Here is a 15,402-nt window from a genome sequence, read left to right on the forward strand (position 1 = left end):
CGGTGGTGTTTTCGGGGATGTAGACGAACGAGCCGCCCGACCAGATGGCGCCGTGAAGCGCCGCGAACTTGTTGTCGCTCGGGGGGACGCACTTCGTCATGAAGTGCTCGCGGACGAGTTCTTCGTGCTCCTGGACGGCCTTGTCCATGTCACAGAAGATGACGCCCTTCTCCTCCCACCGCTCCTGCATGTTCTGGTAGACGATCTCGGACTCGTACTGCGCGCCGACGCCCGAGAGCGCGTTCTTCTCCGCCTCCGGGATACCCAGCTTGTCGAACGTGTCCTGGATCTCCTCGGGGAGGTCTTCCCAGCTCTCGGCGCCGCCGCGGGCCTCGATGTCCGGGCGGATGTACGGTACGATCTCGTCGATGTCGATCTCGGAGAGGTCCGGCTGGCCGGGCCAGTCGGTCGGCATCGGCATCTCCTGGAACTGCTCGAGCGCGCGCAGGCGTCGCTCCAGCATCCACTCCGGTTCGTCCTTGTCCTCCGAGATGACGCGGACCGTCTCCTCGGTGAGACCCTTCTCGGTCTGGAAGGCGGACTTCTCCTCCTTCTTGAACTCGAAGCGAGCCTCGGTGTCTGTCTCCTTGAGGTCGTCCTGTTGTGAACTCATAGTGTATTGTTACTGATTCCCGTGTTTACGTGTGTCGCGTGCCCACATTCGGTTACGCCGCCTCGTAGGCGTCTTCGCGGACCCAGTCGTACCCCTCGTCCTCGAGCTTCTCGGCGAGCTCCGCGCCGCCGCTCTTGACGACTTCCCCGTCGAGCATGACGTGGACGTGGTCGGGCTCGACGTAGTCGAGGATGCGCTGGTAGTGCGTGATCTGGAGGACGCCCGTGCCCTGCTCGTCGCGGAGCGCGTTGATCCCCTTCGAGACGTCTTTCAGGCGGTCGATGTCGAGCCCCGAGTCGATCTCGTCGAGCACGGCGACGCTCGGCTCCAGCATCGCGGCCTGGAGGACCTCGTTCTGCTTCTTCTCGCCGCCGGAGAACCCGGCGTTGAGGTAGCGCTGCATGAACTTCTCGTCCATGTCGAGGAGCTCCATCTTCTCGGAGAGAATCTCCTGGAACTCGGCGACGCCGATCTCGCCGTCGTCGGCGGGGCCCTCCATCGGGGAGGTCTCGTACCCCTCGTCGTCGTCCTCGGCCTCGGCCTCGGCGGCCTCCTCCTCCTCGTCTTCGAACAGCTCCTCGCGCTCGTCCGCCTTCGCGTTGAGCGCCTGTCGGAGGAAGTTCGTCATCGTGACGCCCTCGATCTCCGCGGGGTACTGGAAGCCGAGGAAGATGCCGAGCGCGGCGCGCTCGTTCGGCTCCAGCTCTAGGAGCTCCCAGTGATAGTCCTCGTCGTCGAGGTCGACGTCCACGTCGGTGACGTCGGCCTCGTCGAGGTGGAGCAGAATCTCACCGCCGGTGACCTCGTAGGCGGGGTGGCCGGCGATCACTTTCGCGAGCGTCGACTTCCCCGAGCCGTTCGGTCCCATCAGCGCGTGGATGTCGCCCGACTCGACGGTCAGATCGACGCCGAGAAGGATGCGTTCGCCGCCCTCTTCCGCCACTCGTGCGTGAAGATCGTTGATTTCGAGAGTAGCCATATGTATTCTCGTGCCTCGTACATCGATAGTGGGGGTTGAGGGGGTTAATGGTTACGCATCTCCCCGTCAAAAATCGCATATCGACCAAGAAATTTTCTAGCAATCGAAAACTGCTTTCCAGAGAGTGCGTTCGCGCTCGTCGGCAGTCACATGAACGAGCCGAGTCCGGTCTGTTCTTGCCCCGTCTTCACCTCCTCCCACGACATCCCGAGCGCCTCGATCACGCGCTCTATCGGCCCCTTGAGCGTCTTGTCCAGCATCTTCTCCCAGTCGACCTCGAACTCCTCGGGCACCTGATCGGCGTACTCGAAGCAGATCACGTCCGGGTCGCGCTTGAACTCCCCGTACAGGGGGTCGCGCTGGGGGTCGAGCCCTTCCTCCTCCTCCATTCGCGTCCAGAAGTCCGGGTGGACCTTCTCGATGTACAGCCGCTTCGGCTTCGACCCGCTCCCGAAGTTCGTCCCGAGCATGCGGTTGGCGTACTTCGCGCCGCGGACCTGCGCGGTCGGCGTGTCGTAGGCGTCGAGCTGCTTGCCGATCCCGCCGGGGATCCCGATCTCGTCGAGGTCCACGTCGCCGTCGAGCACCCGCGCGATGACGCCTTCGAGGTACGACTTCACCTCCTCCATGTCCTCGTCGATGTCGTCGCCGGTGACGATCGTCTCGATGACGTTCTGTTGGACCTCCTTCGTGATCCCGGCGATGTCCGAGCGCTTGTACTCGAAGCCGGTGATGTCGATGTCGTCGACCTCTTTCCCCTCCTTCCAGACGATGTGGCCCGCGTACCGCTTCTTCTTGCCCGCCTGGAAGAAGCGCCGGTAGAGCTTCTCGAACTCGATCTCGAAGCGGTGCTCGTCGGCGTTGAGCTCGTCGCGCGCGAAGTCGTCGTAGCGCTCGTTGATGTGATCCTCTATCTCGAAGGAGGTCTCGATCGCCTCCCGCTCAGACATATCAGAAAGAGACAACATAACCGAGTCGGTGTCACCATAAGCTACCTGATAATTAAGCTCTTCTGCCGCCTCCTCCGTGAAGTCGATGACCTCGCGACCGGTCGCAGTAACGGCTGCCGCGCCCTCTTTGTCGTAGAGGCGGAACCGATCCCATCCCGTAACCCCATATAACGAGTTCATAATAACCTTGACAGCTCCCTGCTGCCGGTCGTACTGCTCGTACGGCTCGGTGCCCGGGTCGTGGTCGTTCCGGAGCGCCTTTTTCTCCTCGCGCTCGGAGAGCAGCTCGTCGACCATCTCGCGCATGATCCCGTCCGGCTCCTTCCGGAAGTGGGTCCCGTTGGGCGCGACGTACGTCTCGCCGCCGTACTCGTCGGGGTCAACCTTCGTCTCCGGGCCGGCGTTGATCGTCACCATACACATCGGGTAGAGGCTCTTCAGGTCCTGGACCGTCACCATCTCCTTGACGCCCGTGATCGGGTCGAAGACGGCCCCGCCCTCGAACTCCTCCGACTCCTGTTGGCCCTTCGTCGGGAGCGCGAACTTCCCGAACGCCTTGTGGAGGACGTACATGTCGACGGTGTCGCCCGGCGTCGGCGCGTCCTCGATCTTACAGCCGACGAAGGTGCGCACCTCGTCCCAGAACGCGATCACGTCCTGCTTGCGGTCGATCTCCACGCACAGCTCCACGTCGCGGATGCTGTACTCCAGTAAGCGCTCGGGGTCCTGCTCCCAGAGGTCGCCGATGTCGCCCGTGTAGCGCTCCTTACCGACGCCGAGCTCGCGCTCGCCGACCGCGTCGAGGCGGTACGACTCCAGCTCGGTGAACATCGTGCGTTTGTAGGCGTACAGCAGGTCGAAGACGACCCGCCCCTTCACGTCCGGGCCGCCCCAGCCGGAGCGCCACACCTCGCCGATCCGGGAGAGCCGGTCGACGTCGAGGTCGTACTCGCTCCCGTCGTCGAGCACCTCCAGCCGGTCGAGGACGTACGGCGCGTCGAAGTCCTCGAAGTTCCACCCGGTCAGGAGGTCCGGGTCGGTGTCGTCGATGTACTCGACGAACGCGTCGAGCATCGCGGCCTCCTCGTCGAACGTGCGGACCCTGAAGTCGACCTCCGCGCCGTCGCCGACGATCCCCTCGTACTCCGGGAGGTCTTCCGGCGGGGGAACCTCGGCCTCCGGCGCGTCGTACAGCCAGACGACGTACTCGTCCTCGTAGGAGTCGTGGCTGGTGAGACAGATGATCGGCTCCTCGCCGTCCTCGGGGAAGCCGCGGCGGTCGTCCACCTCGATATCGAAGGTGTTCACGCGCAGGTCGGCGTCGACCTCGGCCGGTTCGAGGTGCCCCTCGTGGACCTGAATCGTCTCTTCCCCGTCGTCGAGGCGCCGCTCCTCGACGCGGATGCCGCCGTTGATCCCGTTGTCGATCAGGAAGCGGTTCGGGAAGAGGATGTCCGCCTCGAAGCTGGTCGCGAAGTCGTTGCGGATGTTCCCCACGTCGCGCGGGGTCCGGGTGACGATCCGGGTGAGCGGCTCGCCGCGGATGCTCTCGTAGGGCTCGCCGTCGGGGCCCGCCTCGCGCGTCCCGATCACCACGTCGTACTCATCGACGGGGTCGCGGTCGAGGTCGGCCGTCGGGACGTAGAAGTACGGCTCGACGCCCAGCACGCGGAGGTGTTCGACCACGTCGTGGTCGGCGTCCTCGACGTGTTCCGCCGGTCGCCGGCCGAACACATGGACGACCGGGTACTCGTCGCTGCCGTACCCCTCGACGGCGTAGTCGATCTGGGTGATCATCAGTTCGACGGTCCCCGTCGACTCCGGGAACTTCGCCTCGTCCACGTCGACCACGTCGTTCACGTGGCCCCGTCCGCCCCCGGCGACGACGGCCGCCTCCTGCGCGGCCAGCTCCTCCCGTTCGGTGTCCGTGTCGCCGTCGGCCTCGCCGTCCGCGTCCCCGGCCGACGAGAAGTCCGACAGCCCCGACTGAGTCATATCCGTCCTTCGGCGTCACCCGGCTAAAAAACACGGCTTTCGGGTGCGGCGAGGTATCCCGCCACGGAAAGGCATATATTGTGTGACTTCTTACCACGGCCCATGTCTTCGGACCCACGTTCCGGACCCCAGGCGGCTCGCCCGGCCGACTCCGACGCGGTCGACGCCGAGGTGGAGGTGTACGAGGACGACGGGAACGTGGTGCTTTTCGACGCGACGAACCCCCTCGCCTGGGTCGAAGCGAGCCGAACGGTGCGGCTCGCCGACGCGCTCTGACCGGCCCGCCGACCCCGCGCGCTCCGTCCGTCTCCTCCCGTAGCCGCGGCGTCGCCCGGACGGAACCCCTTTGCCCCGGCCCGGCGTAGGTGCGGGCGTGTTCAGCCTCGACGAGGACGACGAGGGCGAGATCTCCGTCGGCGAGAGCTCCGACGCCGAGCGGGAGATGACGCCCGACATCCCCAAAGCCCCGTCGGTGAAGACGTTCGACGACGGCGGCGACTTCGAGGGGGCGAGCGACGTCGACCAGGGGACCCTCCGCGCGTTCGTCGTCGCCGTCGTCTACGCCAACGCCGCCGTCCTCCTCGTCGCGCTCGGCCCCATGGTGTGGTTCTTCGAGGGGTGGTCGCGGGCCGGCCCGGCGCTGCTCGTCGCCGGTCTCCTCGCCGGGGTCCGAACGTACCAGACGTACCGGTCGTGGCGGCGCTCGCAGGACGAGGCCGACGAGTCGGAGTCGGATCCCCTCGAAGAGGCCGATGACACTGATGCCGACTCCACCGCTGATCCCCCGGAAGCGTAATGTCCGACGGGGCGCTGGTTCGACCATGCAGACGGTCCGCGACGGCGACGGCGAGACGTACCTCCTCGTGAAGCGATCCGCCGAGTCGAGTCGCGTGCGCGACCCCGCGACCGGCGCGGAGCGGTACGTCGACAACGAGGAGCTCAGCGTCGTCGACGGCGAGTCGCCGCTCGCGACCGCCGCTTCGGGCGTGCCGGAGCCGGTCCGCCGGACGCTCGGGGCGGTCCGCGACGACCGCTCGCTCGGCCTGCTCGCCGTGGTCGCCGACGAGGGACCGATCGCCGCGATCGACCTCCTCGACGCGGCCGACATGTGCGAGTCCGACCTTCTCGGGACGCTCACGGAGTTCCGTGCGGCGGGACTGGTCGACGAGGCCGAGGTCGCGGGGCGACGCGGCTACGAGGCGACCCCGGTCGCGGCCGAGGCGCTGGGGCTGTTGCGGGACGGGTCGGCGGACGAGGGCGACGAGGTTGGTGAGGGCGACGGCGACTGATATCTCACATATAACCGCGATCTGCGGCCGGCTGCGGCTGTTCGCTTATAAATTGTTGATCTAGATCGACGGCGAACAGCTCAAAGCCCCGGCCGCGAGGCTGCCCCTTTGAGCCCCACCCGACCGCGACCGCACGGCACCTCACGCCTCCCCAGCCTCGTCGGGCGCGTCCTTCGGGCTCCCTTCGGTCGCCCTCGGAGCGCCCGACTCCCTCGCGCGTGCTCCTCGCGGCCGCCGGTGGCGGCCGCTCGCAGGCACGCGCCGACGTGGAGGTGCGAGCCGTCGCCGCCGTCCCTCTCAGCGGCGGCGTCGCCGCGGGCTTCTACCGTTCCTGCCGCCGTCTGATATTTATAAAAAGACCCGGTGAAGCGGCGGTGACGCTCAGTCGTCCGCGAGCGACGCGACGTCGAGCTCCGCCGCGTCCTCCCGGCGGACGGTCGAGCGGTTCGAGCGCGGGTCCTTCTCGACGGTGACCAGCTCGTCGGCCGCGCCCACCAGCTCGTCGTCGTGGCTCACGATGACGATCTGGCGCACGCCGAACCCGCGCATCTCCTCGACCAGCCGGACGAGCCGCGAGACGTGCCCGGAGTCGAGGAACACCGTCGGCTCGTCGAGGATGAGCGGCGGCGTCGGCGCCGCGCCCTCGATCCCCTCCGAGAGCAGCCGGTAGATCGCGCAGCGCAGCGAGAGGTTGAAGAGGGCGCGCTCCCCGCCGGAGAGCTGCTCGGGGTCGAGCGGCTCGCCGTCCTTCTGGTAGACGGTGAGGACGTACTCGCCGTCGAGCTCGATGTGCGAGTAGGCGTCGTTCCCGTAGACGAGCTCGAACGTCTCGTTGAGCGTGCGCTCCAGCTCGGTGACGTTGCGCTGGCGGAGCTCCGCCCGCAGGTCGCCGTACATCGTCTCCAGCTCGCTCGTCTCTTCGTGGAGCGTCTCGAGCGCGTCCACCCGATCGCCGAGCGCTTCGCGCTCCTCCCGGAGCCCCTCTAGCTCGCGGATGTCGCCTTTCACTCCGCCGATCGCGTTCTGAAGCTCCTCTCTCCGCTCGTCGAGTCGCTCGAGCTCGCCGGCGACCCTCTCGAGGTACTCCACCGCCTCTTCCTTCCGCTCTTTCGCCGTCTCGACGGCGGACTCGTCGACGGCGTCGGCGAGCTCGTCGCGCCGCTCGCGCTTGTCCGCCAGTCGGTCGCGCCGCTCGTCGTTCACCTCCGCCAGGTTCTCGCGCTTCTCGCGGCGCCGCTCGATCTCGTCTTCGGCGTCCGCGATCGCCGACAGGCGCTCCTCGACCGCCGTCACCGCCTCACGGGCGTCCGCGACCGCCTCCAGATCGGCTTCGAGTTCCTCGACGCGCGCCGCGGCGGCCTCCGCCTCCTCGCGCTTCTCCGCGGCGACCTCACGCGTGTCCTCGGCCTCAGCGCGGAGCTCGGCGGCGCGCTCGCGTTTCTCCGCGGCCTGCTCGCGCTTCCGCTCCGCCGCCGCGCGCTTCTCCTCGGCGCGCTCTTCGAGGGTCGCGATCCGCTCGTCGATCTCGTCGAGTCTGTCCGCCGCGCTCGCGAGCTCGTCCAACTCCGCGACCTGCTCGTCGAGGTCGCCCTCGCGCTCGCGGGCGGCCTCCAGCTCGGATTCGAGCTCCGCCACTCGCTCGCGATCCTCGTCGATCCCGCTCGCGTGCGGCGAGTCCTCGACCGACTGGCCGCACTCCGGGCACTTCCCGGCCGCGAGCAGCGCCTCCGCCTCCTCGACGCGCTCGCGGGCGTTCTTCAGCTCCGCCGACAGCTCGGCGATTCGCTCGCGGATTTCTCCCCGCTCGTCGCGCAGCGTCTCGCGCTCGTCGGCGACGCCGTCGCGGTCGACGTCGGCGGCCGCGAACCGTTCGCGGAGCTCCGCCGCCTCCTCGCGGAGCGTCCCGATCGACGACTCGCGCTCCGCCGCCTCCTCCGCCGCCGTCTCGGCCTCGTCGTCGAGGTCGTCGGCCTCGGACTCGATCTCCTCCGCGCGCTCGGTGCGGTCGTCGGCCTTCCCGGCGAGGTTCGTCGCTTGGTTCCGCAGCCCCTCGGCGTTCACCCGCGCGTCGTCGAGGTCCGTGCGGACCGATTCCTCACGGTCGTCGAGTTCCGCGCGCCGGTTCGCGACGGCCGCCTCGGTCGGCGCGTCGAGGCCGGCGTCGTCGAGTCGGTCGTCGATCGCGGCCTCGACCTCGGCGATCCGCTCGCGGGCCTCGCCGATCGCGTCGCGGTGGTCGTCGCGATCGCGCTCGGCCTCCCGGATCGCGGTCTCGATCTCGTCGATCTCGGCCTCCACCGACTCCAGTTTCTCCCGCTTTTCCGCGTGGGTCTCCAGCGTCTCCGCGGCCGCGTCGCGCGTCTCCTTCGCCTGCTCGCGCTGGGCCTCGTACCGGTCGATGTCGTCGGTGACGTCGCCGAGCTCGCCCTCAAGCTCGTTGAGCCGCGCGTGGAGGTCGCGGTCCTCCTTCGCGGCGATCTGCTCGTCGAGCTGGTCGAGCCGCCCGCGGCGGTTCTCCAGCACGTCCTCGACGCCGAGCCGGGCGTCACCGGCGCGCTCGCGGTACTCCTCCAGCTTCCCGAGCTGGAGGAGGTCGTCGATCGTGTCCTGCCGCTCCCGGGGGGTCGCGTTGATCAGCTTGTTCACCTCGCCCTGCCGGACGTACGCGCAGTTGACGAACGCCTCGGCGTCCATGCGCAGCAGTTCGGTGACGAACTCGCGGACGGCGCGCGCGCCGTCGCGGGCCACGTCGCTCCCGTCGGTCGACTCGAGCGTACACTTGTGGTCGATCCGACCGTCGTACGATTTGAGTCGCCGCTCGACCCGGTAGGAGACGCCGTCGTGGGTGAACCACAGTTCGACCTCCGTCTTCTCCTCGCCGTTCGTGATGACGTCTCCGAGGGTCCCGTCGAGCGCCTTCGACCCGTACAGCGCGAAGAAGCAGGCCTCAAGCAGCGACGACTTCCCGCTGCCGTTGAGCCCGTGGATCACGGTGACGCCCTCGGTCAGCCGCAGGTCGGCGTCGCCGTACGGCTTGAAGTTCGCGAGGCGGACGCGGTCGAACTTCACAGGTAGTCCTCCATGGAGACTTGGCCATCCGTCGACGCCGGGTCGGAGTCCTCGGGCTCCGCGGCCTCCGGCTCGGTGTTTGGCTCCGTCGGCTCCGACGCGTCGCCGTTCGGTTCGGCTCCGCCGCCGTCCCATTCGTCTCCGTCGGCGTCCGATTCGGCTCCGTCGCCGCCGGCCTCGACGGCGTCGAACGCGTCGAGATCACCGTCTCCGTCCACCCGCTCCTCGACCCTGCGTTTCACCGTCTCGCGGACGTTCGCGTCGGAGACGGTGTCCTCGCGGACCGTGCGCTCCACGTCGCGCGCGGCGGTCGAGAGCGCCATCTCGTCGAGTCGGTCGCGGACCGCGTCCTCCGGGTCGGCGAAGCTCACGTCCACCTCGCCGTCGGCGTCGACCTCGCGTCGGTCGACGACGCGCGCGATGAGCGCGCCCTCGTCGGTCGCGAACTCCTCGACGGCAGCCGGCGTCACCGGGTCACCCTCCCCGGTGATCTCCACGTGGACGACCGCCTCCGCGAGGTCGAACTCGCGCACGCGCTCGCGGACCTGCGACTCGCCCTCGCCCTCGCGCAGTTCGACGGAGACGAAGACGAACGGGCGCGTATCGAGCGCGCGGCGCCGGATCTCCACGCGGTCGTCGCCGCCCGCCGTGTCGGCGTCGAAGACGACGAGGTTGTATCCGCGGCCCTCGCGTTCGCTCGCGCTCGCGCGCTCCGTCGACCCGGGGTACGTGACCCACGTGTCTGCGACCTCGGCGGTGTCCGGGGTGTGGTTGTCGCCGAGGAGCATCGCGTCGAAGGCGACGTCGCTCTCCGTCAGCACGGTCTCGGTGTCCCAGTCGGCGTAGCCGAACGGCTCGAAGAGACCGTGCGCGACCAAGGCGGCGTAGTCGGCGTCGTGGTCGGCGAAGGCGTAGTCGAGGTCGTCGCGCCGCGAGACGGGGACGTGGTCGAGGCCGTAGAAGGCGGTGTCGCCCACGACGACCGGCTCGTCGCCGAGCCGGGTGGCGAGCCCCAGCCGCTCGAAGAGATCGAGCCACTGGCCGCCTCGCGTCGACTCGTGGTTACCGACGACCGCGAGGAAGGGGATTCCGGCGTCGTCGAGCCGACGGAGGACGGAAATCGTCCCCATCAGGTCTTGGAGGTCGGGCCGGCGGTCGTGGAAGAGGTCGCCCGCGTGGACGACCGCGTCGACGCCGCCGTCGACCGCGTCGTCGACCACGGCCTCGAAGGCGTCGAGGAAGTCCTGGCGTCTGACCGGCGAGTGGTACTGCGAGTACCCGATGTGGGTGTCGCCGGTGTGGATCACCCGTGTCATCTGTCCGCGTCTTGGCCGGTGTCCGGCTTAGGGATTCCGGGGCCGGAGCGGAAGTGATCGCGCTCGGCGCCGCCGGCTCGGTCGCCGATGCTGTCTCGGTCGGCGTCGCTCCCGGCGTTCGCCTCGCGGTCGTTTCCGGGGGCGTCGCCCGCTGCCGCCCGCCGGAACGACCGGTACGCGGCGAGCGCGTCGCGCCCCCGCTCGACGGCGGCGTCGTCGTCCGCGCGGTCCGCGGCGTCAATCGCTTCCGCCAGCCCGTCGAGCCCGATCGCGTCGACGAATCCGGCCGCGCGCCGGAGGTCGGATCGCGCGGCGTCCGCCTCGTCGATCACGGCGACGTACGGACGTCTCGCGGTGTCGGTTCGAGTCGCGAGCGCGGCCAGCGCGCGCTTGACGGCGGTAGTCGAGACCACGGGACGACTGCCGCGGTATCGCCGATAAATCGTCGCACGCTGGCGGTCCGGGCGTCAGCGTCGGCGGCGGATCGGGCGGTCCGCGCTCAGATCCCCAGCGAGTACAGCCGCTTGCGGGCGTCAGTGAAGGAGAACCGCGAGTCGACGACGTCCTCCTCCTCGAGCCGCGACAGCGCGTACCGGACCGTCCGGGGCGGGAGCAGCGTCTCCTCGGCCAGTTCGCTCTGCGTCAGCGTGTCGTTGTAGTCTAACACCTTCGCGACCAGCTTGGCGCTCGGCGGCAGGTCGCGAACGGCCGCCCAGCGGTCCGCGGTCCCGTCGTCGGCGGTGACGGCGTCGGTCGTGCTCATTCGTATACCGATCCTTGGCATGCCGGATAATAATATTTACTATCCATTTTGATTACTAAAGAGAATTATTACCCGTCAAACCTGCGAATCAGCGTAGACCCGGACCGCCGTCGTTCGGTGGTTCGCCGGCGGTACGGCCGCCATCGTGCCCCCACCCGAAGCCTCTTATCCGCGAGACCCTTTAATAAACACAATGAGCGATACGGTCGACGACGTCGACATGCCTTACGAGGGCTCGGCGTCGAAACAAGAGAAGATCGACTCCTTACAGGAGCGGCTCGACGTCCTCGAGTCGCAAAACGAGGAGATGCGCGACAAACTCCTCGACGCCAACGCGGAGAACAACAAGTACCAGCAGAAGCTCGAGCGGCTCACTCACGAGAACAAGAAGCTGAAGCAGTCCCCGCTGTTCGTGGCGACGGTCCAAGAGATAACGCCCGACGGCGCCGTGATCAAACAGCACGGGAACAACCAGGAGGCGCTCACCGAGATCACCGACGAGCTGCGCGAGCAGCTCGACCCCGACGACCGCGTCGCGGTCAACAACTCGCTTTCGGTGGTCAAGAAGCTGGAGAAGGAGACTGACGTCCGCGCCCGCGTGATGCAGGTCGAACACTCCCCGGATGTCACCTACGCCGACATCGGCGGGCTCGAAGACCAGATGACGGAGGTCCGCGAGACGGTCGAGATGCCCCTCGAACACCCCGACATGTTCGAGGACGTGGGCATCACGCCCCCGAGCGGCGTGCTGCTGTACGGCCCGCCTGGCACCGGAAAGACGATGCTCGCGAAGGCGGTCGCCAACGAGACGGACGCGACGTTCATCAAGATGGCCGGCTCCGAGCTGGTACACAAGTTCATCGGCGAGGGCGCGAAGCTGGTCCGGGACCTGTTCGAGGTCGCCCGCGAGAACCAGCCCGCCGTCCTCTTCATCGACGAGATCGACGCCATCGCCTCGAAGCGGACGGACTCGAAGACTTCGGGCGACGCCGAGGTCCAGCGCACGATGATGCAGCTACTCAGCGAGATGGACGGCTTCGACGAGCGCGGCGAGGTCCGCATCATCGCCGCCACCAACCGCTTCGACATGCTCGACCCCGCGATCCTCCGTCCCGGCCGCTTCGACCGGCTCATCGAGGTTCCCAAGCCGGAGACCGAGGGCCGCGAGATCATCTTCCAGATCCACACCCGCAACATGAACCTCGCCGACGGGGTCGACTTCGCGGAACTCGCCGAGCTGACACCGGACGCCTCCGGCGCCGACATCAAGGCGATCTGTACTGAGGCCGGGATGTTCGCTATCCGCGACGACCGCACGGAGGTCACGCTCGACGACTTCCTCGAGGCCCACGAGAAGCTCCGGCAGGACGAGGAGACGAACGCCGACGACTCGCTGGCGTTCGCCTGAGACCCGGACGACCACAGATCGAGACCCGCCGATCGCCGTTTTCACCCCTCGGGCGTTGACGAAAGCGCCTCGCTACAGCGCCGTGACGGCTAGGTACGGGACGACGAAGACCAGCAGGAACACCAGTCCGACCGCGATACCGTAGCCGGCGCCGACGCCGGCGAGCGCGAGCCACCCGTCGTCGAGCGCGTCAGCGATGTACATAGCGGAGGGATCGCCGCCCGGAACTTAAATCCGCACGCTCACGTCCGGCGTGGACGCCTCGCCCCGCCGGCCCGCCGCGCCGATCGCGGTCACACGTCCCCGGCCATCGCCCGGAACAGCCCGTCGGCGAGGGCGTCGCGGTCGACGGTCTTCGGCTCCTCCCCGGTGGGGTCGAGCTCCGGTTCGATCGTGCCGCCGCCCATCCGGGAGTGCCCCCCACCGTTCCCGTTGTCGACGTCGTCCAGCACGGCCGCTATCGCGTTACCCATGTGGACCCGGTCGTCCCGCGAGCGTCCCGAGAGGTGGACGGTCTTGTCCCGCTCGCCGATCACCACGACCGCGCTGACTCCTTCCAGCTGGATGAGTTCGTCCGCGGCCTGCGGGATCGCGTCCACGTTGTTCACGCCGCCGACGTCCGCGACCGCGAACGACCCCTCGATGCGACGGCCAGCGATCGCCCGGGCCTTCACCTCTAGCACCTCCGCGTCGACCGCCGGGTTCGCGATCCGGTCGAGCCGGTCCTGATCGACGCCCGGATAGAGGTACGCGGCTGCCGCGAAGTCGGGCTCGCTGGCGCCGACGGTGAGGTGTTTCGTGTCGGCCAAGATCCCGTACAACAGCCCGGTCGCCGTGTCTGTCGACAGCGTCAGGTCGCTCCCGGTCTCGCTCGCGTGTTTGTCCGGCGGGACGGGGACCGCGCCGTTGTCCTGAAAGTACTCGGCGACGACCGACGCGCTCGCGCCGTAGTCGGTCCGTACGTCGGTGAACGATCCACCGGCGCCGTCGCCGGGGTGGTGATCGACGACGGCCATCGGCAACACGCCGTCGGCGCCGGCAAACCCCCGCGGCTCGTTGTGGTCGACCAAGACGACCGATTCCGACGCGAGGTCGCTCACGTGTTCGATCGGCTCCAGTTCCAAGTCGAGGACCGTCCGGAACGCCCGGTTCTCCTGATGACGGATCTGACCGGGGTACTGGACGGTTGCGTCGACGTCCACCTGATCGGCGAGCGAGGCCACGCCGACTGCGGCCGACATCGCGTCGGGGTCCGGGTTCGGGTGCATCAACACCGTTATCTCGTCCTCGTCGGCCAGCAGCCGGCGGAACCTGACCCCAGGCGTCCGGCGGGCACGGAGCACGACGAGCCCCACGGCGACGACGATCAGGACGATGAGCGCCCCGGCGACGGCGATCTCCGGGTTCTCCCGGACCATTGCCTCCGCCTGCGAGAGTCGGTCGCCGACCGCGCTCATCGCTCGCATGCGTTGTGTCGAGTCGCTCCCGACACATGAAGGTTCGTTACCGTTCTGACGGAGTGAAACCGACGGAACCGACCGCGGTCGGACGACGATGGGCCGAACCGGCCGCTGTCCGTCCGAGACGCGCTACTCGGTCCGCGTCCGGTACGCTCGCACCGCGTCGCGGTAGCCGGACCGGAACGTGGGATGAGCGAACTCGTAGCCGAGCTCGCGGAGCAGCGCGTTCGAACAGCGCTTGCTGGTTCGGATCCGGCGCTCCGCGGCCGCCGAGAGGTTCCCCGCCGCGATCCGCTCGTCCTTCGACAGCTTCTCCGGGCGCCGGACGCCGCAGGCGTCCGCGAGCCAGTCGGCGAACACGTGCTTGCCGACCGGCTCGTCGTCAACGACGAGGACGACGCGGTCGCGTGCGCGGTCCGTCTCCAGCAGATGTCGAATCGATCCCGCGGCGTCGTCGCGGTGGACCATGTTCAGGTAACCGGCCGTCACCGGGCCATCCACGTACCGATCCAGCCGGTAGCGTTCCGGCCCGTACAGCCCCGCGAACCGGACGACGGTCCCGTCGATCCCGGCGTCGGCCGCGCGCTCCGTCGCGATCCGCTCGGCCTCGGCGAGGACGCGGGTCTTCTCCGTGGTCGGGTCGACCGGCGTCTCCTCGTCGACCCACCCGCCGTCGTGGTCACCGTACACGCCCGTCGAGGAGGTGTACACGAGCCGGTCCGGCGGCGCGGCCCGCGAGCCGTACTCGTCGACGACGTTCGCCAAGCCGTCGACGTACACTTCCCGGGCCGCGTCGGCACCGCGGCCGCCGGAGCTGGCCGCGAAGACGACCGCGTCCGCGTCCGGTAGCGCCGAGAGCGACTCGGGATCGGTCGCGTCCGCCCGGACGGCCTCGACCCCGGAGCCGACCGCGTCGACCGCGTCGAGGCCGGCGTTTGACCGGCGGACACCGACGACCTCGTGGCTGCGGGCGTCGAGCTGTTCCGCCAGCGCCAGCCCGACGTAGCCGCAGCCGACGACGACGACTCTCATGGCTTCCGACGCTCGATGACCGCGAGTATCTCCGCGAGCTGGCCAAGAGTTAATCTGGTCCGCCCCTCCAGCGCCTGTTGGACCTCCTGCCCGGTGAGGTCGGCGTCGATCCGCGCGGCGATCGCGTCGACGTCGAGGACGGCGGTCGCCATCCCCATCAGGAGGTGATCGCGCACCTCCGCGACCATCGCGTCGGCGTCGCGCCCCGGCTCCGCCGCCGCGAGGACGGCCGCCGCGTCCGCGAGCGAGAGCGCCGCGACGTCCCCGTCGCGGACGGCGCTCGCGTCCGCTTCCGTCAGGCCGACCTCGCCGACGAGCCGGTCGCCGTCGACGCCCGACGCGGCCTCCGTGACCAGCGTCTCGAAGGCCGCGAGTAACTCCGCCGCCGCCGGTTCGTCCGCGTCGACGTCGGGCCCGCTTCCGCGGTCGTCAACGACCTCGTGGAACATACTCCCTCTGGGTCGCGCCGTCGCAAAACGCCTGCGGTCGGTCGCGTCCCGGCGCTTCGCCGCCCGCGTTCTCCCTCCC

The 15,402-nt window shown here is 68.6% G+C and carries 14 protein-coding genes and 1 pseudogene; 4 read left to right on the plus strand and 11 right to left on the minus strand.

What is annotated here, in order from left to right:
- The 3 genes and pseudogenes from B9G38_RS02140 to B9G38_RS02150 form a co-directional block, all read right to left on the minus strand.
- Positions 1 to 613 (minus strand): annotated as a pseudogene (locus B9G38_RS02140) (Fe-S cluster assembly protein SufB); the annotation flags it as partial.
- Positions 614 to 665: 52 nt separating this feature from the next.
- Positions 666 to 1,592 (minus strand): ABC transporter ATP-binding protein, encoded by a 927-nt coding sequence (locus tag B9G38_RS02145; RefSeq protein WP_086219328.1) that lies wholly within the window; start codon positions 1,590 to 1,592, stop codon positions 666 to 668.
- Between the two features lie 146 nt (positions 1,593 to 1,738).
- The gene (locus tag B9G38_RS02150) at positions 1,739 to 4,537 is read right to left on the minus strand and encodes a DNA-directed DNA polymerase (RefSeq protein WP_086219329.1); all 2,799 of its coding nucleotides are present in this window, start codon (positions 4,535 to 4,537) and stop codon (positions 1,739 to 1,741) included.
- A gap of 102 nt (positions 4,538 to 4,639) precedes the next feature.
- Here B9G38_RS02150 and B9G38_RS18140 point away from each other — a divergent pair, with 102 nt between their 5' ends.
- The 3 genes from B9G38_RS18140 to B9G38_RS02160 all read left to right on the plus strand — a co-directional run bounded on the left by B9G38_RS18140 (position 4,640) and on the right by B9G38_RS02160 (position 5,826).
- Positions 4,640 to 4,813 carry a hypothetical protein gene (locus tag B9G38_RS18140; protein ID WP_167373101.1) on the plus strand — a complete coding sequence of 58 codons (174 nt, stop codon included), beginning with the start codon at positions 4,640 to 4,642 and terminating at the stop codon, positions 4,811 to 4,813.
- 97 nt (positions 4,814 to 4,910) lie between these two features.
- Entirely contained in the window at positions 4,911 to 5,333 is a 423-nt protein-coding gene (locus B9G38_RS02155; protein WP_086219330.1) for a hypothetical protein, read from the plus strand.
- A 25-nt stretch (positions 5,334 to 5,358) separates the two neighbouring features.
- Positions 5,359 to 5,826, plus strand: a complete 468-nt coding sequence (locus B9G38_RS02160) for a hypothetical protein (RefSeq protein ID WP_086219331.1) — start codon at positions 5,359 to 5,361, stop codon at positions 5,824 to 5,826.
- Positions 5,827 to 6,207: 381 nt separating this feature from the next.
- Here B9G38_RS02160 and rad50 read toward each other — a convergent pair whose 3' ends face one another.
- From rad50 to B9G38_RS02180, 4 genes are all read right to left on the minus strand, one after another.
- Complete coding sequence (gene rad50, locus B9G38_RS02165; protein WP_086219332.1) at positions 6,208 to 8,895, minus strand: DNA double-strand break repair ATPase Rad50; 2,688 nt, start codon at positions 8,893 to 8,895, stop codon at positions 6,208 to 6,210.
- Positions 8,892 to 10,211 carry a DNA double-strand break repair protein Mre11 gene (gene mre11 / locus B9G38_RS02170; RefSeq protein WP_086219333.1) on the minus strand — a complete coding sequence of 440 codons (1,320 nt, stop codon included), beginning with the start codon at positions 10,209 to 10,211 and terminating at the stop codon, positions 8,892 to 8,894. Before mre11 ends, rad50 begins: the two co-directional genes overlap by 4 nt.
- Positions 10,208 to 10,624 carry a hypothetical protein gene (locus B9G38_RS02175; protein WP_086219334.1) on the minus strand — a complete coding sequence of 139 codons (417 nt, stop codon included), beginning with the start codon at positions 10,622 to 10,624 and terminating at the stop codon, positions 10,208 to 10,210. Before B9G38_RS02175 ends, mre11 begins: the two co-directional genes overlap by 4 nt.
- Before the next feature lie 86 nt (positions 10,625 to 10,710).
- Positions 10,711 to 10,974 (minus strand): helix-turn-helix domain-containing protein, encoded by a 264-nt coding sequence (locus B9G38_RS02180; protein ID WP_049931722.1) that lies wholly within the window; start codon positions 10,972 to 10,974, stop codon positions 10,711 to 10,713.
- Positions 10,975 to 11,167: 193 nt separating this feature from the next.
- Between B9G38_RS02180 and B9G38_RS02185 the strand changes: the two genes are divergently transcribed.
- Positions 11,168 to 12,382: a proteasome-activating nucleotidase gene (locus B9G38_RS02185; protein WP_049931723.1), complete on the plus strand. Its 1,215-nt coding sequence runs from the start codon at positions 11,168 to 11,170 to the stop codon at positions 12,380 to 12,382.
- A 72-nt stretch (positions 12,383 to 12,454) separates the two neighbouring features.
- Here B9G38_RS02185 and B9G38_RS18695 read toward each other — a convergent pair whose 3' ends face one another.
- From B9G38_RS18695 to B9G38_RS02200, 4 genes are all read right to left on the minus strand, one after another.
- Entirely contained in the window at positions 12,455 to 12,586 is a 132-nt protein-coding gene (locus tag B9G38_RS18695) for a hypothetical protein (RefSeq protein WP_254921855.1), read from the minus strand.
- An 89-nt stretch (positions 12,587 to 12,675) separates the two neighbouring features.
- On the minus strand, positions 12,676 to 13,848 hold the full coding sequence (locus B9G38_RS02190) for a bifunctional oligoribonuclease/PAP phosphatase NrnA (protein WP_086219335.1): 1,173 nt from the start codon (positions 13,846 to 13,848) through the stop codon (positions 12,676 to 12,678).
- A gap of 123 nt (positions 13,849 to 13,971) precedes the next feature.
- The gene (locus B9G38_RS02195) at positions 13,972 to 14,874 is read right to left on the minus strand and encodes an NAD-dependent epimerase/dehydratase family protein (RefSeq protein WP_049931726.1); all 903 of its coding nucleotides are present in this window, start codon (positions 14,872 to 14,874) and stop codon (positions 13,972 to 13,974) included.
- Positions 14,871 to 15,323, minus strand: coding sequence for a DUF5791 family protein (locus B9G38_RS02200; RefSeq protein WP_086216871.1), 453 nt, complete (start codon positions 15,321 to 15,323; stop codon positions 14,871 to 14,873). Before B9G38_RS02200 ends, B9G38_RS02195 begins: the two co-directional genes overlap by 4 nt.
- Between the last annotated feature and the right edge of the window lie 79 nt (positions 15,324 to 15,402).

The sequence above is a fragment of the Halorubrum sp. SD612 genome, assembly GCF_002135005.1.